Annotated in this window: 18 protein-coding genes, 1 pseudogene and 1 riboswitch; of the genes and pseudogenes, 4 read left to right on the top strand and 15 right to left on the bottom strand. The window is 45.4% G+C overall.

Features of this window, described 5'->3' with window-relative positions; all coding sequences use genetic code 11:
* Positions 1-46 precede the first annotated feature (46 nt).
* Together RQP52_RS15390 and RQP52_RS15395 are read left to right on the top strand one after the other, a co-directional pair.
* The gene (locus RQP52_RS15390; RefSeq protein ID WP_315952641.1) at positions 47-451 is read left to right on the top strand and encodes an Rrf2 family transcriptional regulator; all 405 of its coding nucleotides are present in this window, start codon (positions 47-49) and stop codon (positions 449-451) included.
* A 73-nt stretch (positions 452-524) separates the two neighbouring features.
* Positions 525-779: pseudogene (locus RQP52_RS15395) on the top strand (NAD(P)-dependent oxidoreductase); the annotation flags it as partial.
* Between the two features lie 79 nt (positions 780-858).
* Here RQP52_RS15395 and RQP52_RS15400 read toward each other — a convergent pair.
* Positions 859-1,599, bottom strand: coding sequence for an SDR family oxidoreductase (locus RQP52_RS15400; protein WP_315952642.1), 741 nt, complete (start codon positions 1,597-1,599; stop codon positions 859-861).
* A 178-nt stretch (positions 1,600-1,777) separates the two neighbouring features.
* Between RQP52_RS15400 and RQP52_RS15405 the strand changes: the two genes are divergently transcribed.
* The gene (locus RQP52_RS15405) at positions 1,778-2,359 is read left to right on the top strand and encodes a TetR/AcrR family transcriptional regulator (protein WP_315952644.1); all 582 of its coding nucleotides are present in this window, start codon (positions 1,778-1,780) and stop codon (positions 2,357-2,359) included.
* 49 nt (positions 2,360-2,408) lie between these two features.
* On the opposite strand, the gene RQP52_RS15410 is transcribed toward RQP52_RS15405, so the two are convergent.
* From RQP52_RS15410 to RQP52_RS15445, 8 genes are all read right to left on the bottom strand, one after another.
* Entirely contained in the window at positions 2,409-4,097 is a 1,689-nt protein-coding gene (locus RQP52_RS15410) for a methyl-accepting chemotaxis protein (RefSeq protein ID WP_315952645.1), read from the bottom strand.
* 445 nt (positions 4,098-4,542) lie between these two features.
* On the bottom strand, positions 4,543-6,141 hold the full coding sequence (locus tag RQP52_RS15415) for a sensor domain-containing diguanylate cyclase (protein WP_315952647.1): 1,599 nt from the start codon (positions 6,139-6,141) through the stop codon (positions 4,543-4,545).
* Positions 6,142-6,260: 119 nt separating this feature from the next.
* A complete protein-coding gene (locus RQP52_RS15420) occupies positions 6,261-7,499 on the bottom strand; it encodes a TolB family protein (protein ID WP_315952649.1) in 1,239 nt (412 codons plus the stop codon).
* A gap of 131 nt (positions 7,500-7,630) precedes the next feature.
* On the bottom strand, positions 7,631-8,086 hold the full coding sequence (locus RQP52_RS15425; protein WP_315952651.1) for a CBO0543 family protein: 456 nt from the start codon (positions 8,084-8,086) through the stop codon (positions 7,631-7,633).
* Positions 8,087-8,178: 92 nt separating this feature from the next.
* Positions 8,179-9,030 carry a bifunctional 5,10-methylenetetrahydrofolate dehydrogenase/5,10-methenyltetrahydrofolate cyclohydrolase gene (locus RQP52_RS15430; RefSeq protein WP_315952653.1) on the bottom strand — a complete coding sequence of 284 codons (852 nt, stop codon included), beginning with the start codon at positions 9,028-9,030 and terminating at the stop codon, positions 8,179-8,181.
* 56 nt (positions 9,031-9,086) lie between these two features.
* Positions 9,087-9,165: riboswitch (ZMP/ZTP riboswitch) on the bottom strand.
* A gap of 58 nt (positions 9,166-9,223) precedes the next feature.
* The gene (locus RQP52_RS15435) at positions 9,224-9,724 is read right to left on the bottom strand and encodes a hypothetical protein (RefSeq protein WP_315952655.1); all 501 of its coding nucleotides are present in this window, start codon (positions 9,722-9,724) and stop codon (positions 9,224-9,226) included.
* A 175-nt stretch (positions 9,725-9,899) separates the two neighbouring features.
* Positions 9,900-10,421 (bottom strand): hypothetical protein, encoded by a 522-nt coding sequence (locus tag RQP52_RS15440; RefSeq protein WP_315952656.1) that lies wholly within the window; start codon positions 10,419-10,421, stop codon positions 9,900-9,902.
* Between the two features lie 34 nt (positions 10,422-10,455).
* On the bottom strand, positions 10,456-12,603 hold the full coding sequence (locus tag RQP52_RS15445; RefSeq protein WP_315952658.1) for an ABC transporter transmembrane domain-containing protein: 2,148 nt from the start codon (positions 12,601-12,603) through the stop codon (positions 10,456-10,458).
* A 144-nt stretch (positions 12,604-12,747) separates the two neighbouring features.
* Here RQP52_RS15445 and RQP52_RS15450 point away from each other — a divergent pair, with 144 nt between their 5' ends.
* Positions 12,748-13,164 carry a GNAT family N-acetyltransferase gene (locus RQP52_RS15450; protein WP_315952659.1) on the top strand — a complete coding sequence of 139 codons (417 nt, stop codon included), beginning with the start codon at positions 12,748-12,750 and terminating at the stop codon, positions 13,162-13,164.
* A gap of 52 nt (positions 13,165-13,216) precedes the next feature.
* Here RQP52_RS15450 and RQP52_RS15455 read toward each other — a convergent pair whose 3' ends face one another.
* The 6 genes from RQP52_RS15455 to RQP52_RS15480 all read right to left on the bottom strand — a co-directional run bounded on the left by RQP52_RS15455 (position 13,217) and on the right by RQP52_RS15480 (position 20,587).
* A complete protein-coding gene (locus RQP52_RS15455; protein WP_315952782.1) occupies positions 13,217-13,672 on the bottom strand; it encodes a GNAT family N-acetyltransferase in 456 nt (151 codons plus the stop codon).
* A 256-nt stretch (positions 13,673-13,928) separates the two neighbouring features.
* Positions 13,929-14,345, bottom strand: coding sequence for a VOC family protein (locus tag RQP52_RS15460; protein WP_315952661.1), 417 nt, complete (start codon positions 14,343-14,345; stop codon positions 13,929-13,931).
* A gap of 929 nt (positions 14,346-15,274) precedes the next feature.
* Entirely contained in the window at positions 15,275-16,108 is an 834-nt protein-coding gene (locus RQP52_RS15465) for a nucleotidyltransferase domain-containing protein (protein ID WP_315952663.1), read from the bottom strand.
* A gap of 22 nt (positions 16,109-16,130) precedes the next feature.
* Entirely contained in the window at positions 16,131-18,746 is a 2,616-nt protein-coding gene (locus RQP52_RS15470) for a GH116 family glycosyl-hydrolase (protein ID WP_315952664.1), read from the bottom strand.
* Positions 18,747-18,797: 51 nt separating this feature from the next.
* Entirely contained in the window at positions 18,798-19,676 is an 879-nt protein-coding gene (locus tag RQP52_RS15475; protein ID WP_315952666.1) for a carbohydrate ABC transporter permease, read from the bottom strand.
* Positions 19,677-19,693: 17 nt separating this feature from the next.
* A complete protein-coding gene (locus RQP52_RS15480) occupies positions 19,694-20,587 on the bottom strand; it encodes a carbohydrate ABC transporter permease (protein WP_315952668.1) in 894 nt (297 codons plus the stop codon).
* Between the last annotated feature and the right edge of the window lie 27 nt (positions 20,588-20,614).

The following is a 20,614-nucleotide window of genomic DNA, read 5'->3' on the forward strand; positions in this document are numbered from 1 at the left end:
AAGCCACATCCTTTCATCAAGACACTTCCTTCGTGAGGTGACAGTCATGGTTAACACACGTCTTTCCGTTGCTATTCATATAATGGCTCTAGTTCATACGAACCCTAAGGCTTCTTCCGATATGATTGCAGGAAGCGTCTCAACGAATCCCGTTGTCATTCGAAGAATTACCAGCATGTTGAAAAAATCCGGCTTACTATCTTCAAGAGTAGGCGTTGCCGGGTTTGCATTGACCAAAAGTCCAAGCGAAATCACCTTATATGATATCTATAAATCTGTCCAATTAGAGACAGAGATTTTCAATATTCATGATAATCCGAATCCGAATTGTACGGTAGGCAGGGAAATCCAACAAACTTTGGATGTAACCTTTGAAAGTGTAAAAGCGGCTATGGAAAATGAGCTTAGAAATAAAACACTACAAGATGTTATCTATCATATCTTCAAGTAGTACGAGCTTTTTTTCGACCGTGTTGTAACAATAATTATTACAAAAATCCTTAACCATTTTAGGAGGAAAAACAATGAAAATCGCCATCATCGGAGCAACAGGAAAAGCTGGAAAACTCATTATGAAAGAAGCCCTTTCAAGAGGACATGAAGTAACGGCCTTGGTTAGAAGTGTATCCAAAGTACAAGAACCCCATGTACACGCTGTAGAAAAGAATATTTTTGATCTAACAGCCGACGATTTGAAGCCTTATGATGTTGTTGTAAATGCCTTCAACTCCGCGCCGGGACTTGAGCATCAGCATGTTGAGGCCGGCAAAGTGCTGATTCAAGCTTATTAAAAGTGATTAAGCTGCCGATGTTTGTTGTCGGCAGCCTTTTTTTAATCATCAACATCTTGGGAAATGGTTAAGCTAACGCAGTAGGTCTAACCATAATTTCGCTGATCAGCGTATCATCCGGTTCGTTAATGGCAAATGCGATAGCTCTGGCAATGCTGTTAGGAGAAATCCCCAAGCCGCTTATTTGACCGGCTATCGCCTGCACTTCAGGACTCGTGATGCTGTCAAACAGTTCCGTCTTCGTCAGACCCGGAGCAATCACGGTCGATCGGATATTCGAAGTCGCCGATTCTTCAAGCCGCAGTCCTTCCGAGATGGCCCTTACTGCGAACTTGGTAGCCGCGTATACAGCCGATGTTGGTGACACCTGATAACCCGAAGTAGAAGACAGATTGATGATATGTCCAGATCGCTGCTCCCTCATGGCAGGCAGTACCGCGGCGATTCCATATAAAACGCCTTTGATGTTCACATCGATCATTTGATCCCACTCGGTTACTCTTAATTCATTCATCCTGGAACTCGGCATGACGCCTGCATTGTTCACCAGCACATCGATTCGGCCATATACAGCCAAGGCAAACTTAGCCAATTGCTGCATATCTTCAGCAGAAGCGACGTCGGCTTTTACAGAAGCAGCCTCGCCACCAGCCTGTTTGATTTCATCCACAATCGTGTGCAAGCGCTCCTCTCTTCTGGCTGCCAAAACCACCTTGGCTCCATGTTGCGCCAACATTATCGCTGCAGCTTCACCTATTCCACTGGATGCTCCCGTAATAATGATCACTTTACCTTGTATATTTTCCATCGCTAAACACTCCTTCACTGTTGAATATTATATTAAACACGTGTTGAATATTTAACGGCCGTTGATTAATATTATAGACAGAAGATGGGATTACTCAATGGTTGATTGATGCGGATTTGTTAGATATCCAACATCACCCTCCCTATTGTTGATTATCTGAAAAGGAGGTTACATAAAGTTGGAAAACGTCGCTAAAACCGACCGCCGCATTCTCAGAACGAAGCAAGCTATCACCAAGTCGTTTCTGGAGCTCTTTTCGGAAAAAGATTTTGAACAAATCACGATCAACGAGATCGCCGAGCGCGCCAATGTGAACCGCGGCACCATTTATCTGCATTACAGTGACAAATACGACCTTTTGGACAAATGCATTGAAGATCACATCAACGAATTGATTTCGCTCTGCACGAAGCGGGAGAATCCTTCGGTTTCGCAAGGCATGGTGCAGGACCCCAAACCGATTTTTGATTATTTTCACGATAACTTCCCCTTTTTCTCTGCCATGTTTTCCAATCAAAGGGTTTTTCTTTTCCGGGAACAACTGCTGAATTTTATCTCTGTCAATCTGATGGATAAAATGAAAAAGCCGGACAATCAGCCCGACATCGATCTAGAGCTGAAAGCGCAATTCATGGCCTCTGCTTTCATTGGCATAGTAGAGTGGTGGATACGCCATCAAATGCCGCATTCCACTCAGTTTATGGCCGACCAGGTTAGAAATTTATTTGAAAACAATCAAGTTTACCCAGCGAATAAATAAAAATGGTGCCCCTCACGCCAACATCTTGGCTTTAGGACACCTTCTTGTTTTAAACTTTAAACTGTCTAATTATGACATGCAGTTCTTCGGCAATCGTAGATAAATTTGCAGCTGAGGATGAAATACCTTCCATGGATGCTAGTTGCTCCTCGGCTGATGCTGATGCTTCTTGCGTTCCTGCAGCAATATTTCCAGAAGCTTCAGAAATGAACTGCATGGCGTGAACCAATTGTTCCGTGCCAGAAGCTACTTGAAGAACCGCTGAAGACACTTCTTGGATCTGAGTTGACACTTCAATAATAGCAGTCTCAATATGTTCGAACGACTCTCCAGCCGTATTAACTACTTCGATACCTATAGCTACTTCCTTCGTTGTAAATTCCACAGACTGAACAGCCTTTACTGCTTCCTCCTGAATCAACCCGATTAATTGTGAAATTCGCTCAGCGGAATTTGCCGATTGTTCTGCTAATTTACGAACCTCATTCGCGACAATCGCAAATCCGCGTCCTTGCTCTCCTGCTCTAGCTGCTTCAATCGCAGCATTCAGGGCCAGTAAATTCGTCTGCATGGAGATGCCAGCCATAACCTCAATAATCTGCCCAATTTCTTGAGAACGTTCGCCTAGACCTTTAATATTCGTCGATAAACCATTAACAGTCTGATGAATGGCATTCATCTGTTTACCAGCCGTCTGTATGGCACTCCCTCCTTGTGCTGCCTTCTCAGCCGCTTCCATAGCCACATCTGTAACAGAGTGCGCATTTCTCGCAATTTGCTGCACAGAATCGGATATTTTACTCACCGTTTCTAACGTTTCCTCCGCACTTTGAACTTCTTTTTCAGTACTCGACGCAATATCTTGCATCGTGATGGAGATCTGCTCAGTCGCATGACTCGTTTGTTCAGCACTTGTTGTTAACTCTTCCGCTGCTGCTGCAACTTGCTCAGAATTTATTCTCACTTGCACGATAATGTCACGCAAGCTTTCCATCATCTCATTCGAAGCGTGGACCAATTGCCCGACTTCGTCCTTCACATTCGTTATCATTTTATCCTCCGTTAAATTCCCTTCAGCAATGGACTTCATTCTGGCAACAATTTTAATAAGAGGAGCTACAATTTGATTGGCGATGAGAAGGGCCAGAATAATTCCTACGACTATGGCGATGATAGAAAGAGTTTCGATTTTCAATTGCAAACTATCCCCGCTAGATAACAACGCACTTCCCAGTTCCTGAATCTCCGATTCTCTAGTCAACGCTAATTTGTTAAAACCTTCGTCAATTTCACGTCCTGTAGAAGTAACTTCATTTTTTAAAATTTGTGTAGCCAAGTCCTTATTGCCACTATCGTAAGCAGGGAATAACTTTTGTTCAACAAGCTGCCTCCACTGAACGCTTTTCGCTATAAGATCTTTGGCTTCTTGCGAAGTCGTTATTGTCAAAAGTTTCTCCTGGTACTCCTTGCTCTCTTCCGTAGTTTCCAAGAACCTTTTTTTATAATCCGGGTCCCCAAATAAGACATAACCCCTTACCAAGGCTATACGTTTTTGTATATTTCCGCTTAGCTTTTCATCAATAACCAACTTCGTTACATCATTCGTTACGATTTGTTTGACACTCCCATTGAAAACGTTTACTTGTGTGTAGATAAAAACAGACATTACAACGAACAACACCAAAACAGCCGAGAAACCAAGTAAAATTTTAAGACGTAAACTCTTCAACTTCTTCATTGTCAGCTCTCCATCACTATTTTGTATTATATATACGACAAAATATATGATACATCTTTTACCTCTAAAGATAAACTACTTTTTCAATCTGTGGTAATAATGTGCAAGTAGCTTTTTCCCTCCTAACTAATCTTTTTACAATACGGCACTATACGACTTAACAAAGTTTCATTCAATACATTCAAAGGAACGGAAACATGTTGAATTTGTAAAAATGAACGACGAATTTTCAAATACACTTGTAACTCAATTATTCTTTTTTACGTAAAATCGACGGGATAAAACGCTTGCATTGATCAATTTTTCTCGATAAATTTTTTCAATATGCAGGCAATTATGCATTCTCATTTGTGACTTTTTGTTGAACACATAAAATTTTTGTAAACTATTTCAAAAACAAAAAAGGCTGCCCAGAAGGTAATTTACCTTGTGGGACAACCTCTGTTTATTTCGTCTTACTAACTCTGTGCCCCGCAACAGCGATCGCATTCTTCCCGCTCCTCTTCACCTCATACATGGCTTCGTCCGCCTTTTGCAACAAACCTGTAAGATCAGAGGCATGATCGGCGTATAGACTCACTCCAGCGCTAAAAGAAACGGGAATTAACTTTTGATGGATGCGAAAAGGGTTTACAGAGAGCGGGAATAAGCGCGAATTCGCTTCCTCGTACACTTGCATTTGGGCCGAATCGAAAGGCATCAGCAGGACAAATTCGTCCCCGCCGATTCTTCCTGCAAGATCTCCTGGCCTTGCATGCAGTTCCAACAATGCCGCGATATGTTTTAAATAGTCATCACCAATCAAGTGCCCATGCGTATCGTTCACGGTCTTGAAGTTATCCAAGTCTATTAATATCAGTGCGAATGGCTCGCCTGCAGCTATTTTAAGATTTGCATTCTCTTGCACGGCGGCCCGGTTCAAGAGACTCGTGAGTGGATCATGGTAAGCCAAATGACGATACTTCCTTTCGGACTCAACCAACCGGCGCTCCGTAGCTTTCAGGGAGGTGATATCCGTCAAATTCAGGATGACCAACCCTTCCTCCGCCCCTTCGATATTTTCCATGCTGACAATCATATCCAGCTGCGCTTGATCTTGAATGTTCAGTTTCATTTCCCACTGCCTATTATTCGTTTCTTTCATCTGAAGCTCGTTCCAGCAATCTTTGAAACTAGTATCATCGTAAAAAGATAGACTCGAGATGACATCGACCCGCTCCAAGTCATCTGTTTGTAAGCTAAACAAACCCTTCGCACGCGGATTCATCTCTTTGACAATCCCCGCTAGATCCAGAAGGAAGATTGCGGTCGGAGCGGATTGGAACAAGGTGTGAAACAGATCGCGGTAACTGGGCAAAAAGTCGTATTTCGTAATGAGCCTTCTAAGCGACACCACCCACAGAAGAGTTCCGGAAAAATAAAGAGCAATAGAAACTGAACTCGTAATAACTGCTAGAGACAGAAGAAAAGTCACAATAAGTATCCAGGCAAAAAGCGATAGTAATCCCGCCAAAAGTCTTATGAGCATCTTTTTACGTTTCACAAGTTGGGTAGTCAGCCAGGCAATTAACAAAATACCAACGGATAATAAAATATAACTTCCTACAAAAAAAACCGCTAAACCAAGCATAAGCGGACTTAAAGGACTAGGTCCATCTACCCTTGGCTGATAGAGATGTTGAGGACCAAAGATCAGCAGCATCAACGCCAAAGAAAGCAGTGGAGTTACATATATCCATAAGACAAATTGTCTTATTGTCGAACTCGTCTTACCCGCAACAAGCACACTAAGATGCACAAGGTTACTAATCGTTAATAGCAGCATAGGAGCATTCCAAAAAAGCACAATCAAACTCTCATACTTCGGAAAAAGCGCTGTCTTGATATATTCACCTAGAAAATAAAAGAGTAATGAAAGCATAAGCAGCGAGGCCACGCGGTTCACCAGGTTTTGTTTATTCCGGGCGTACATTGAAATAGCCATATAAAAAAACATATAGGACGGTAATAAAATCGTCAGAAAATCAAGCGATATTTCGTTCATCTGGAAGTCCTTTTCATGGAGATTAACCCTATCATTTATCGTTTAATGTTATTCCAAATCTTATAAAAATACAACAACCCGAACGCTGGAAAAGCGAACGGGCAGCATGTAATTTGACGCTATCGGTGTGGGTCATACCAGGCTAAAACCGTGCTCCAGTTACTCCATCCATAATAAGGAACGCCTATATCCAGCTGGGAAATAAAAATCTCCGCTTTGCTTCCATCCGGATTCGAGATCCATACTTCCGCATGGTTTCCATCTGACCGGATCCACGTCAGTTTATTACTCTTTCTGAGCATGTACGGCGCGAAGTCACCGTTTTTCTCCAGAGGATGCGTAAGTTGCTTCTGCTCTTTATTTGAAAGTCTCAGCTGATACAAAGCGGGAAGCGGCCATACAGCATCCTCTTTGGCTTCCTTCGACCTAGAAACAATAATCATGCGGTCGTTTTCCCATGTAAAATCACGATCCGCGAATCCTTGAGGCGTATAAGAAGCCGGCTTCATGGCGGGCAGATCCTTGAGCTTCAAATGCTTATTCTGCACCGCCACTCGGCCTTCCCCTGCAATATAGGCGAGCCTCGCCTTCGCAGGCGACCAGGCAAACCATTGCGGATAGTGAAGCATGTTATCCAATTGCTGGAACTGTTCGCCATCCGAAGACAACACGCATAAGGCATTCCCGTCCGCAGACAAAGATGCCGTTGGATGTGCGGTAAACGAGATCCACTTCTTATCACTGGACCATTTGAATATGCTTGTGCCAACAGCGAAAAAACCAGGCGACTCCGTAGGAAGCGTATAAAAATGCTTACTCTTATTAGGGTCCATTTTGGCATCGGCCGGAACCATGTACAATTCCACATTCGTCCAACCGGATGGCCGCAGCTGAGCAGGTGACGATACTAGAAATCCACTGCCATCAGGTACCCATGAGTAGTTATCCACACCCAGAGTTACATTTTTAAAGGGATCCACTTTATCGCGGCCAATCCTTGCGGTATTCAGAACGCCATCTATTTTAAAAGCAAGATCATTCCTGTTTGGAGACCACTGAAAATTGTCACCGCCTGGATACACACGGTTATGCTTTTTCGCCTCCAAGCTGTACACCCATATCTCGTGCTGCTGTTCTCCAAGGGCAAGTGAGTAAGCAATGAACTTCCCATCTGCTGACCATTTGGGCTCGCTTACCTTTTGATTTCGTGTAACTTGCAGCTCCTTATCGTCTTTTTGGACCCATAGATCGCCGCCGCGCACAAACACAGCTTGTACAGATTGCCTTGGTTCAGCGAATCCGACATTACCGCATAAGACTGAAATCACCAGGCTAATGAACATAATTTTAATTTTCATCGGTTGCCCCCTTTTCAAATCGTACAGAAATATTTTTTGCAGGTTGTTCCAAATTATTCCTGAATAAAGAGCAACAAAAAAACGCTTATCAACTCCCTCTGACCACTGGCCCGAAGAGCAATAAGCGTTTTTCATTTCCAATAGCCGTATCTTACCAAAAGCCTGTAATACAAATAAACCAGGCTATAAGCAAGTATATAAGATGCAAAGGTCCAACCTATATTCCAATGATTGCTGTATTCTACTTTCCCAAAAATAAACGCCATATATTCCAGCGCAGTCGTAGCCAAGCAAAAAAAGCCTATTTTCAGAAACGCATGCCGATTATTTTTTCGAATCCAATAAATCATATAACCGGCCATAACGGGATAAAGCCCAATATCAAGCGGAAGTGCTGAAAGTGTCTCATCATTCTCAATCAATGGGGTAAAATCCCAAAAATTCAGATGATACCCGGTATCATTGATCAAGCTAGATATTGTAACCGTAATAGGAAAGATTAGAAACACAATAATTCGAGATTTCCTGTACAGATAAATGCCAAATATCCAGGGGATTAAAAAGCCTGCAATAATGTTAAATAACATGATTTTCACCTCTTTACTCTAGATCCCCTAGTATGACCCGTTGTTGGTGAAAATATGATGTTTGCGAACTTGCAGGCTCGGACGCTCTATGCCTATCGCTTGTTTGCTATCTTTTCAGCCGCATCGACCGTATGTTTGAGCAAGGTCGCAATGGTCACTGGACCAACCCCGGCAGGAACCGGTGTAATGGCCGAAGCTACCTCACAACAAGCGTCATAATCAACATCGCCTACGTTTCCAGGATTGTAACCTGCATCTAAGACAATAGCGCCTGGTTTTAGCCAATCGCCTTGAACAAAGCGAGGTTTCCCCACGGCAGCTACGACAATATCTCCCAAGCGCACGATATCGGCCAAATTCGCTGTTTTTGAGTGGCAGGTCGTAACTGTTGCATTCTTATTTAGCAGCATCAGAGAAACCGGCTTGCCGAGTATTGGACTTCTTCCAATAACAACCGCATGTTTGCCCTCAACAGGAATTTCGTAATGGTCTAAAATGGCCATGATTGCCGCTGGTGTACAGGAAGGGAACTCAGCAAATCCAAAAGCATTTTGAGCAAATCCCAACGTCGTTACACCGTCGACATCTTTATCAATATGAATCTCCTCAAAAGCTGCCCTTTCATCGATATGCTTCGGGACTGGGTGCTGCAACAAGATCCCATGCACGCTGTTGTCATCATTAAGCTTGTGAATGGCTGCAATTAACTCCATCGTAGTCGTGTGTTCAGGAAGAGTAACACGAATAGATTGAATCCCCAGTAGCTTGCATGCGTTTCCTTTCATCCGTACATAAGTTGCTGAAGCAGGATCGTCGCCGACCAACACGGTCGCTAAACAAGGAACGACGCCTTGATTGGACAAGTTTTGAATTCTACTGTTCAGCGATGCCTTTATGGCGTCTGCGACCCGGTTACCATCCAAGATTAATGTTTCTTTCGACATTTTAATCATCCCTTTTGAGTAAATTTGAAACGCAAAGAGGTAAGGGGATATCCCCTTACCTCTGCCCAGGCGTACGGCTGATTATCTATGTGCTCCCTCATGGTTCCCCATGTTCCGCCAGTCACACACAGTTACTTGTATGAAAACATAATAACAACTATAGCGATAGTTTTCAATGCGTATGGAAAAAAGACTACCCAGACCTTACTCCCGTCGTTCCAATTCGCCTGCAATAAGCTTCCAACTCATCGAATGAAAACTTGTAGAAGGTTAAATTATTCACAACTGATGATTGGAATCCAGGCAAGCTACTCCACCTAGAAACAATTGGCTGTATCTCCTTATTGTCAGAAGAACTCCAGAACTGGAGCTGCTTCACGTCTGGGTTACCAGCTTTAATAAGGCTTAATAACGCTTCAAGACCACGTAGAAATAGCGGTGTACGCCGATATTGTTCCAAAATAAAGGCAATCTCGACCTGACAAATCTCTCGATCTTCATAATCATTTGCCCCTGTGCCGTACACGAAACCCGCCGCACCTACGATATCGTAAGTCTCATCGTTGAAAATCAGCATGGCTTGCCCGAACTGTAGTGGACTGCCCATGAAAGCGAGCTTCATCGCGAAAGGATATGGCAAGTTCAAAAAGGCTTGTTGCTGAATCAAAAAACGGATGTAAGCTTCAAAATCCATTTCGAACTTGCAAGTACGGAATTCGAAACCCATTATACCGGATTAGCTCGCAAATTCTCGTTGTCTTTGACGATTTTACCGAAACCGCCTTTGCTCGTACCTTTTTTAATGCTTGGTGGAATTACAATCATGCATAACGCCTCCTTATCAAGGATAGTTGTCTGTCATATGTATATTATACCTTTACGAATTTATCTAAGAAAGCTCTCAAATTGTTAATTTTGACACCAAATTTCATTTGTTTGCCAAGTATGCTATCCTCTTCATGGCTTATGTCGGCAAATTTCGCATACAATCTACATAAATATACATTATCTGCAAGTGCTGCAAATCTCACTTCCTGGACGTCCGGATTGTCAGACATAATCTCGCTTACCAAGAAGCGCAATCCTTTAATGAAGAGCCTTGATCCTCGATACGCACGGTCGGCTATGGCCATCTCTACAAAAGCGATGTGTTTATCTTCGTAATCGTGCTCTGGTGTTCCAAGGTAATAAGCACTTGCCGCAATAATACGCTGTACGTTTTGATCCACCACCTGAATCAACTGACCATACTTGATGAACGAATACAACATCGTTATCGTGTCGGTGGCCGAATACGAGGGATGCATATCCCGCCGGTTTTCCAGAATGAACAAACTCACTTTAGCCAAATCATCATCAGTGACGCACCGTTTGTAAATACTAGCCGTCATAACGTTTACCTTCACTCCTTCCGCAACGAAGCCTCTACATTCGGCTCAATAATGTCTGCTGCAATGTTTGTAAAATCTGTGGATACTCTGCCGTCAACTGGTGAAAAGCCTCTCGTCTGACCGATAGCAGTACCGCAGGACTCAGTGCCTTCACTGTTGCATTCCTTAATGTGTTGCGGAGCAGCGCAATTTCCCCGAAATGATCGCCATCCTGCAGAACGGCAACACGTATCTCGCCTTTGTCCGGAATATTTTTCACAATTTCAAATTTGCCTCGAACGATAATGTAGCATTTATTCCCCTCTTCGCCTTCACGAACGATTACTTCGCCTTCCTTACACGTATCTGTTGAGAACAAGGTAGCGATATCACTTAAAAGCGCTGTCTCAATGCCTTGGAAGAACGGCAGTTTAGCAAGCCGATTGACATCCACAGTCGCATGTAGACCATCGTGAGATAGATGAAACCCGATCTGTTTCTCCCAAAGATTCGCATACTCCCCCTTTTGATCCAGAAGCTCTTGATGGGTGCCGCTTTCGATGATCCGTCCGTCTTTAAATACATAAATGACATCGGCGTGCACGACTGAAGCTAGTCTATGTGTAACGGAAATAATCGTTTTGTCTTTCCGGCTTTGCGCTATCAACTCATTAATATCGGCCTCCGTCGCCGGGTCTAACGCCGATGTGACTTCATCGAGCAGCAGCAACTTCGGCTTCCGCAGAAGCGCTCTTGCAATGGACAGTCGCTGCCGCTCCCCACCCGACAGAGAGCCCCCTTCGTGGTGAATCTGTGTGTCGTATCCATCTGACCAGTTGACAATGGTATCGTGGATCCGCGCCTGCTTCGCCGCTTCTATCATTTCCGCTTCCGTCGCAGCTTCATTATTTATCAGCAAATTATCACGAATGGAAGCGTTAAACAGAAATGTATCCTGCGTAACAAGCGTAGACAGCTTTCTTAGCGACGCTTCACTTGCTTGACGCAGATCGCAATCATTGATTGAGATGGCCCCCTGGTTCGGATCGTAAAACCGTGATAGCAGCTGTAACGCCGTGCTTTTGCCAGATCCGCTAGGCCCTACGAAAGCCACATACATGCCTTCCGTAATACGCATGCTCACTTCCTTTAATTGATTCGCTTCATCGTTATATCCGAACGTCACCCGATCCATCTGAATTGAAGTAAAAGATGAAGATAAAGGTACAGGATTCTCCGCGTCAGGAACGTCCGGCTGCTGCTCCAATATCTCCTTCACCCGGCGGAAACTGATACTCGAATCAATGAGATTTGGAATAAGGACCGACAAATTTGTAACCGATTGACCTACGGATAAAAACAACGTAAAAAATGCCATAAAACCGCCAACCGTAATATCGTCATTAAATATTAAATACCCACCGAAACCGATCATGATACCGTTGAGAATGAGCAGCGCCGTGAGCGGCAACCGTTCGATCAAAGCCCCAGCCATATGCAGCTTGAAGCCGAAAGTTAACAATTCGTTTATCTGTTTGCGCGCACGATCTCGGATACTCCCCTGCAAGTGAAGGCCTTTAATCGTTTTGTGCCCTTTGACCATCTCGTCAATCGTATTGGCGAAATGCTCCTGCGCTTCCTTGTATCCTGTGTTGGCAGCCTCCGCACGCCCCTGCAGCAATTTCGGCCCGATAAACATGAGCGAAGACCCAGCCAGCATAGCAAGGGTTAGCTTCCAATTGATTGAAAAAAGCATGACAAGTCCGAGCGTCACACTTAACGTTTCCTTCATCAGGAATGGATACGTTATACGTACGACTTTCTCCATTGCACCCATATCGGCAGCAAACCGAGTAACCAAATCACCAACCTTGAACCGTTGATAAAACCGGAGCGATTGCTTTTGCATATGGTCAAACAGCTCACTGCGCATCTTTCGGATCATTTCCCCGCTAAGCTTGCCTAACGAGTAGTCGCCAAAAGCGCTTGCACAAATGTTCAATAACCCTCCGCTGAGCAGCACCGAAAGAATGAAAATGAATGCGTGGAGATCCTTAGGCATGAAAGCCTCATCTACCAAATATTTCAAACTTAAGGGTGAGGCAACGGAATACGCAATTTCGATGAAAATACTGCCTATGAATATAGCAGATAATAATTTATACTGTGCAAAATGACGCAGTATTGTCTTAATGAAAGGCAAAGAATATCGCCACCTCCTGCTATCCATAGATTACCTTAGATCTTTTAGGCTGTAAATCGTTCTAGCAATCCTTCAGATAAAAGAGTACAATCTCTGATAATAAACTAGAGTTCATAAATGCACTATTCAAAGGAGAATGCATCGATGTCCCTTATTCGAGAAATGACAATCGAAGATTATGAGCAAGCCTTTTTACTCTGGAATCAGATTGAAGGTCTTGTATTAAGCGAGGCGGATTCTAAACCAAATATCGAGAGTTATCTAGCTAGAAATAAAGGATTTTGTTTCGTTTGCGAAGCAGACAATCAGGTGGTTGGAACTATTCTGGCTGGGCACGATGGCAGAAGAGGGTTTATCTATCATCTAGCTGTGAATCCGGAATATCGCAAACAAAGGATCGGGCATCGGCTTGTAGAAGCGAGTCTTGCGCAGTTAAGAGAGATAGGGATTGAGAAATGTCACATTTTTGTACTCGAAAATAATGATCTGGGCCATTCTTTCTGGACGGCTGCGGGTTGGGAAAAAAGAAGCGGATTTTTCGTTTATTCAAAAACCCCTTGAACCGCGAAATAAAAAAGGCTGTCCAGACTTGTTGGTCCAGCAGCCTTTTTTTCTATAATTTCAATGTCATAAATGAACTAAGCGGGTCTTCCGTGTAATCAGCAAACGGCTCACAATACTCGAACCCGGATTTTTCATACAGTTTTCTTGCCGGTTCGAAAGCTTCCATGGAGCCTGTTTCCAGACTTAACCGCTGATAGCCACGTCGCTTGGCTTCCCCGATAATGTGCTCAAGCAGCTGTTTGGCAACCCCTTTTCTTAGATGGGCTGAAGAAGTTCGCATGGATTTTATCTCACCGTGTCCGGAGTCAAGTTCTTTCATTGCGCCACAGCCGGCTAATTGTCCTTGGTCCCAGGCACTCCAGAAGGTAACTTCCGGCTTTTTGAGCCCATCAATATTCAGGGCATGCATGCTTTCCGGTGGTGAAAGCTCTGACATTCCTTTTAGATGTTCCAGAATTAATGCTTTTACTTCTGTACCCGTTAAATCGTCAACCTTAATATCCAACACAGCCATAGTGAATCTCTCCTTATCATTACTCTCTATTTCTAAGTTATATTTTACATGAATTCGCCAAAGGTCAAAACCTTTTTTGAGCTCAACCTTAAAATCAGTGCTTGATGGCTAAGTCCCCCTGCGATGCCGATTATGGACAATTTCAAAGCCTATACCGAACAAAACTAATCATCGCGAAGAAGACGCCGGGGAGAGTGCCTGGCGTCTTCCCTTGTTAATCCAAGTATGAGTGCGCTCTCCGTTATCCTTAACCTTGAGCTGCATCCGTGTTCATGTAGTTGATTGCCCACATATGGCCGTCCAAGTCCTCGAAGGCCCAATGATACATGAATCCATAATCCTCAGGTTCTTCGTACGATTTCCCGCCCAAGGAGACCGCAGTATTCACGATTTCATCCACCTTTTCTCGGCTCTCGAAGGCCAATGCGATCGTCATTTGCGCATACTTTTGCGTATCAACGGTTTCCTTCTGCGTGAGCGACTTTAGAATTTCTTTGGTGAGCAGCATGACCTGCAGGTTGTCGCCGATCACGATAGCCACCGACTTCTCATTCTCGGGGAATTGCGGGTTGAGCTTGAATCCGAGTCCGGTGAAAAACGCCTTCGATTGTTCTACATTGTTTACAGGCAGATTGAAGCTCGTGAATGTGGACATTAATGCCATTTTTAAACACCTCATCTTCAAATTGGTTTGTTGTCATTAGCCTAAAGCCGATCCGGGAATTCATCAGCCTACTTGATTCCTGACACTCCTGTATTGTTGTAATTCCCCGACCACAACAAAAGGGATAAGCAGTTGCAAACCCAGTATATCAACGAATTTCTCAACATACCAGAGTTACACGTAAGCTAGATTCTGTTTGTCCATCACAATGACTCGTCGCACCATTCCATCAAACTATTCATCAGATCAGTCAACTTCCACCTCACCTACCAAAGACAAATTACACAATTCATGAACTGGAGCTGCTGCCGGTCGCCGTCCCCAACGGATGAGTAAGGCGGAGCTTGCGTGGCTAGCCTCGGCACCTGGGCCTGAAGCCGAGCAGCTCGGCCTTAGGGAACTAGAGGGCGCTATTTCTGCGAAATGAGCCCCTTTACTCACGGAAGGGGAACTATGGTCCCTTATTTCAACGGATTGGGCTGAAAGTCTGCCCCAGATGTTGAAATAAAGTCCTGTAGTTCCCCAAGAGTTTAAAATAGACCGATAGGGCAGAAATAGCGCCCTCAGGTTCCACTATGTGATGCAAACAGTCAAGTAAGGTGTGCAGCCTCGTCAATTTACCCGAAAATACTGCCGTTGCTCCGAGCGAATGATCCACTAAGTCGTCCCCGCTAAGGTAGATGGAAAAACAACCGTTAATCTTCGCTGCACAGTAGCAGACAAGGAAATAGCGGTAGAAGCTCCAGCAAAATCATCGGTAGGAGGCTAGAATTGGGTATAGTCGGCCTAATTAACACCAGAAAATCCAGCTACTTAGGAAAAAAGTGGAACAACCGCAGCAACTAGCAGGAGGAATCGGCGTTAAGCACTAGTAATCTGCCTCATCCTCGCAGTTGCTCGGTTTGTTCCGCCGAGCCTAACCCGCTCCGCTACTTAGCAATCGCCTGAACCTCGCCGGCAAGCGCCGCAAAAGAAGCAATCGACCTCGTTAAATCCGAGCGATCGGCCGTCATGCAAGCGAATCCCTCCTGGATTCGCCTCTCAAAATCAGCAGGAGCTGCTGCAAATTGGCTGCACTGGGCGACGGCTCCTTTCTCGTTCAGCAAATACTGCCCATTGCACGCGAACAATACTTGAACGAGGCAGCTTACCGTTCGAAAGAGATGCCCGGCTGCGTAAGAAACATCGTTACGCCCCAAAGCCTTTTTAGCGTTAGCGATGGAAAAATCCGCTTCCCACATAAATTTCGCGAGGGTCGCTTGCCGCAGCGCTTCCGGATACGGCCATGTCTTGGCCTTCATCTCAGCGACGAGACCCTCCGGATCCCAGAGCGGCCGGCAGCGCGCGACTTCTCCCATGTAGATCGATGTGCAGAAGCCATGCGGATGGCCAGGCTGATAATGAATATCGATCCGGCCTTGCCGGCAATCCTCGATAATGCCTGACACTTTGGCGGCATCCCGATACAGCACATCCAAGGGAAAGCCGCCGCTGCTAAGCCAGCCGCCGCCATTGATCCAAGGCCCCCATCCGCCGATTGGCGTGATAAGACCGCCGCGGTGCTGATCATCCAATGACTCCGCAGCTTTCTCCAAAGCTGCAACGTCAATCGGATGCTCAGGATCGTAGTATACGCCAATGTCAATATCCGACTCCTGTGTTTCGGTACCGCAGGCACGTGAGCCGCCTAATACAATAGCAGCGATTCCTTCTACTTTTTGCAGCTGCTCTACAGCTGATTGAATAACTTCATTGGCTTCCATCTACGAATCACCTACCTTGATACTAAAACTTAATGATAAGAGTAGATTGCGGATCAAGAGTGATCTTCTCTTTAAAAAATACTTTCCCCTCAGCATGGTCTACGGCTACTTCGATCCCTCCAAGCAAGACGCTCTGAATGTCGCGCCCCTTCAGCAATTCGCTGCCGAAGCTGGATAACGTCAGTGTCCCCATCTTAACCTCCAGCTCCAGCTGTCCATTCGTGCTGCGGAACTCGCCCCAACCGTCATTCAAGCTCCAGAAACTGCTGAATTCTTCTTGCTGCCACTTCGGACTAAAGCCAATATGCCCTTCGACCATATCATATTCAAATCCGCTAAGCGCCAGCAATAAACCGAAAGAAGCCATAGAGCGAGCATAATTGCTGCCGCATTCGAATTCATTCCACGGATTGCGGCGTTCCCCGTCATACCGGTCGCGAATCGCTTTCACCACACGCAGCCCTTCCGTAACGTATCCCTCATAGATCATATGGCAAGCAGCTTGATATTCAAAGCCATTCATACACTCTTCCGCGTAAGGAACAGGCACAATCGGAGAGTTCGCATCAGGCCATGAGCAGATCACAAGACCAGCCTCATCATTTAATCCGTAAATGCGGCAAGCATTCGGGTGATCGCCTAAATGTTCAATAAAGTTGTTCTCATAGATGGAATGAACCGCACGTTTTACTTTGTCCGAATCCAACACGTACCCTAAGCCAACCAGATGAGCAAACCCCTGTCCTAACACCTGATCAATGCCACAGCCTTCACCGATCTGATATTTATGCTCCCCAGCCTCTTCGTTCCAGTACACCGCTTCTGCACCATACTTTTCAAGCACGGAACGGTCTTTGAGATCAACCATTTGATGGAAATAACGCCCATTGAACAAATGCTCATTCGTCCATGCAGATCCTTTGAGCCTGATCGCATCGTACTCTGCCGCTGTCTCCGGCTCTCCTAGCGCATTCGCCATCTCGGCTGCAGCCTTCAGAGCCGCCAAGTACATACTTGTCAGCCAGGAATTTGGCCCGAACAGCTCCATATCAAGCGTATGGTGCTGCCGCCCTTCCATCACGCCGTCCTTGTCCGCATCCCATTGATCCTCATTGGTCGGCTCCCAGGCAAACTCGAGCGCTTTGCGAATATTAGGCCACAGAGAGCGCAGCCACGCTGTATCGCCGGACACTTTCCATTCGCGATATGACTTAATGATGCCGCCCATTTGACCATCGGCAGCGGCTCTGAACTTGTTATCGCGTGTTGTCCGCTCGGCAGGCAGCATGAGGCGGAACGCCATTTTCCCATTTTCAAATTGGGCATAGGTATAATCGATCTTCCGCATCGAACGTGCCAGTGCCGGGAACAGGAAAGCTGTCGCTTGCTCGTAATTCCATACGTGGGTGCAAGAGCCTTCGCACGAGCCTTCATTCGTATGCACACCCTCAAATCCGTACAAAGTCCCATCGGTTAAACGCAGTACAGTAGGCGATTTTAAAATAGAAATATTGCTGCTAATGGCATCAACGACGGTATCAGGCAGCGTAGACCCGAACAACGTATCCTTAAACAGTCGCGACTCCGCATAGAGCCGATCGTAATTCGTCATGACGTATTTAGCCGTAGCGGTGGAATCCTCGAATAGCGTTGAATAATAGTTTTTCCATGAAGGGTGTTGATCGCCGCCCGGATTCCAGAAGTTTACATAATTTGGAAAACTCCATGTAAGGATGAAACGAAATGTTGCTTTACCGCCCGCTGGTACCGTACGATGCCCGCTCAGCAAGCCGACATCCTGGTGCTTTTCATGCACTCTTCTCGGATCCAGTTCACTTGATGTTTCATAATTCCGCTCCTGAAAACGGCCTGGCCGGCGGAAATCTTTCCAGAACACGGTTAAGTTATCGAACCAGCTCCCACGGAACCAATAGGACTGATAACTGACATCATCATGATCAGCAAGCAGCGTCAAATCGCCAAAATCCGCTTCATCCTCCTTATACTGTACAGAGGACATCCGAATCGCTCTTCTCCCATCTACCTCCGTCGCTTCGTTTACAGCTCCTTTGCGTAGGGGGTTCGTTAAATTGCCTACTACACTGAGATCTAATTCATCCGTGGAGCGGTTCGTCACTTCATATTCAAAAATGGCACACGGGATCGATGAATCCCGATCGTTCAGCGGGATGAACGGATTGAAAGCTGTCAACTTGACATGAATAGGATCATCGTGATCATCGAACGTCATTTCTGCAAACGGAAATTCTCCGCGAAACGACGTGTTTTTAAAATGCGGAAATCCCGACATATTTTCCCGTCTAGGACCGTAGCCGTAGCCCTCAAATTTCCCTTTTCCTTCACCGGTATAAGGTGTCTGCAAATCCCCGTTCAAAACTTTGGTCAGGATCACCTCGCCTTGACGCTCCGCTTTTACAGCAAAAAAGGAGAATCCGTTAAAACTTAGCTTGTTCGGACGATTGAAAATCTCCCAATCGATCAGCCGACCATTCCCGGCCAGACCAATGCTGCCTGTCCCGATGCCACCAAGCGGAAACGAGATTTGATTCGTTTTGGCACCTGTATATTCAAAATTTTTCTCCATACCAAATTGCGCATTTGACTGATTCGTACTCATAGAACGGCCTCCTCAAACTCCTCATGATATTAAATAGTTCGTTGTGCTCACTTACATTTTAAGTCCACCCGCAGTGATGCCATCCAGCAAGTATTTTTGTCCGAATATGTAAAAAAGCAGCGGCACGATGAGCGACAATGTCACTCCTGCTAGAATGGCGGAAAGGTTCCCGGTACCAAAAGCTCCGGTTAATGCGGTCATCCCGATCGGCAGCGTCATTTTCTCAAATGAATTCAGGAAAATAAGCGGCCGGAAAAAATCGTTCCAATGTCCGATGAAGCTAATAACCGAAGTGACGGCCACTGCTGGATAGGACATCGGGAGAATGACCTTCAGAAACACCCAAATCCGGCTGGCTCCGTCCATATAGGCGGCTTCATCATACGCGCTGGAGATCGACATCATCGTCTGCCGAATCATGAAAATGCCGAACGGATTAATGAGTCCCGGCAAAATAAGCGCCAGATGCGTGTCAACAAGCCCCAGCTTCGACATCAGAATAAACTGCGGGATGATTGTTACTTGCCCCGGAATCATAAGCCCGGAAAGAAAAATGAGAAATAACGCGTTGCGTCCCGGAAAAGCGATGCGTGAAAAGGCAAAAGCCGCCATGCTGGAGATAAAAATATGTCCCAGCACGATGATTAAGCAAATTTTTAAACTGTTGGAAATAAAATCGAAAAACGGTACCTTCGCAAACACCTCGGCGTAGTTGCCAATATGCCACGCTGTCGGAAAGATAGCAGGTGGCAGCGAGAACGAATCCTTTGGCAGCCGCAGCGAGGTGGAGAATATCCACAGGAACGGGGTCAGCATTAGAAAGGATAAGAGCAGCAGCACGCCGTCCAGCAGAAAGCGTCCCGGCCTTAATCCCCGCATGGCGCCCATTTTAGTCCCGGTTCCTGCTGCCTGAAGATTGGAAGCCTCCACTTGTATCAACTCCTCTTTTAATCCCTTTCATAGTTGACCCATTTCTTACTAATCGAAAATTGAAAGACCGTCACACATAATATGATTAAAAACAAGCTGAGCGAGAGTGTAGAGGCATATCCCATCTCATGATGCTGGAACGCCACTTCATAAATATACATATTCACTGAACGGGAAGCGTCTCCTGGTCCGCCCGACGTAATGAGGTAAGGCTCATCAAAGATTTGGGTCGCCCCAATCAGAGTCGTCACCAAGACAAAGAAAATTGTTGGCGAAAGCATCGGCAGCGTGATGGAAAAAAAGCGCTGTGTCTTATTCGCCCCGTCAATTTCGGCGGCTTCATACAGTGCAGCAGGTATGCTTTGAAGTCCGATTAAGTAATACAGGAACGCATTGCCGATAAATTTCCAGAAGCTATATATCGCTACAGCCACATAAACCCACTGCGGAGACTGCATCCACGCAATTGGGCTGACACCAAATTTGCTTAACAAGAAATTCAGAATGCCGAAGTCCTTGCTGAAGATGAACTGCCACGCGACCGCAACCGCTGCCGAAGTCGCGAGTACGGGGAAATAAAAAATCGTACGGTACAAATACTTCCACCCTTTGCCGATATTCCGATTGACCGCTAAAGCAATCAATAAACCGAGAATCGCATGCATAGGGGTTAAAATCAATACATACTTGAGCGTATTTCCATACGTTAGCCATAAGCGATCATCTGCGAACAAATGCTTGATATTGTCAAACCCGATCCATTTGGCCGGCGTGATCACGTTATATTTGGTAAAGCTTAAATAAAGAGTCGCTACAACCGGTTCGCCAATGAAGAGTACAAAAAATAGCAAGGCTGGCGCCAGAAATAACAAGCCGACAACAGTATTAGACATCTTGCGATAGGTTCCCACGCTAGACTCCTCCCATGAACCGTGGAG

It is taken from the genome of Paenibacillus violae (assembly GCF_032461945.1).
GTDB lineage: Bacteria > Bacillota > Bacilli > Paenibacillales > NBRC-103111 > Paenibacillus_E > Paenibacillus_E violae.

Coding starts and splice junctions, on each gene's coding strand:
- RQP52_RS15410 (WP_315952645.1), bottom strand. CDS start 4,097: ATGAAGAAGTTGAAGAGTTTACGTCTTAAAATTTTACTTGGTTTCTCG.
- RQP52_RS15460 (WP_315952661.1), bottom strand. CDS start 14,345: ATGGCATTAATGTCCACATTCACGAGCTTCAATCTGCCTGTAAACAAT.
- RQP52_RS15440 (WP_315952656.1), bottom strand. CDS start 10,421: ATGACGGCTAGTATTTACAAACGGTGCGTCACTGATGATGATTTGGCT.
- RQP52_RS15470 (WP_315952664.1), bottom strand. CDS start 18,746: ATGAGTACGAATCAGTCAAATGCGCAATTTGGTATGGAGAAAAATTTT.
- RQP52_RS15400 (WP_315952642.1), bottom strand. CDS start 1,599: ATGGAAAATATACAAGGTAAAGTGATCATTATTACGGGAGCATCCAGT.
- RQP52_RS15465 (WP_315952663.1), bottom strand. CDS start 16,108: ATGGAAGCCAATGAAGTTATTCAATCAGCTGTAGAGCAGCTGCAAAAA.
- RQP52_RS15420 (WP_315952649.1), bottom strand. CDS start 7,499: ATGAAAATTAAAATTATGTTCATTAGCCTGGTGATTTCAGTCTTATGC.
- RQP52_RS15425 (WP_315952651.1), bottom strand. CDS start 8,086: ATGTTATTTAACATTATTGCAGGCTTTTTAATCCCCTGGATATTTGGC.
- RQP52_RS15430 (WP_315952653.1), bottom strand. CDS start 9,030: ATGTCGAAAGAAACATTAATCTTGGATGGTAACCGGGTCGCAGACGCC.
- RQP52_RS15390 (WP_315952641.1), top strand. CDS start 47: ATGGTTAACACACGTCTTTCCGTTGCTATTCATATAATGGCTCTAGTT.
- RQP52_RS15435 (WP_315952655.1), bottom strand. CDS start 9,724: ATGGATTTTGAAGCTTACATCCGTTTTTTGATTCAGCAACAAGCCTTT.
- RQP52_RS15450 (WP_315952659.1), top strand. CDS start 12,748: ATGTCCCTTATTCGAGAAATGACAATCGAAGATTATGAGCAAGCCTTT.
- RQP52_RS15415 (WP_315952647.1), bottom strand. CDS start 6,141: ATGAACGAAATATCGCTTGATTTTCTGACGATTTTATTACCGTCCTAT.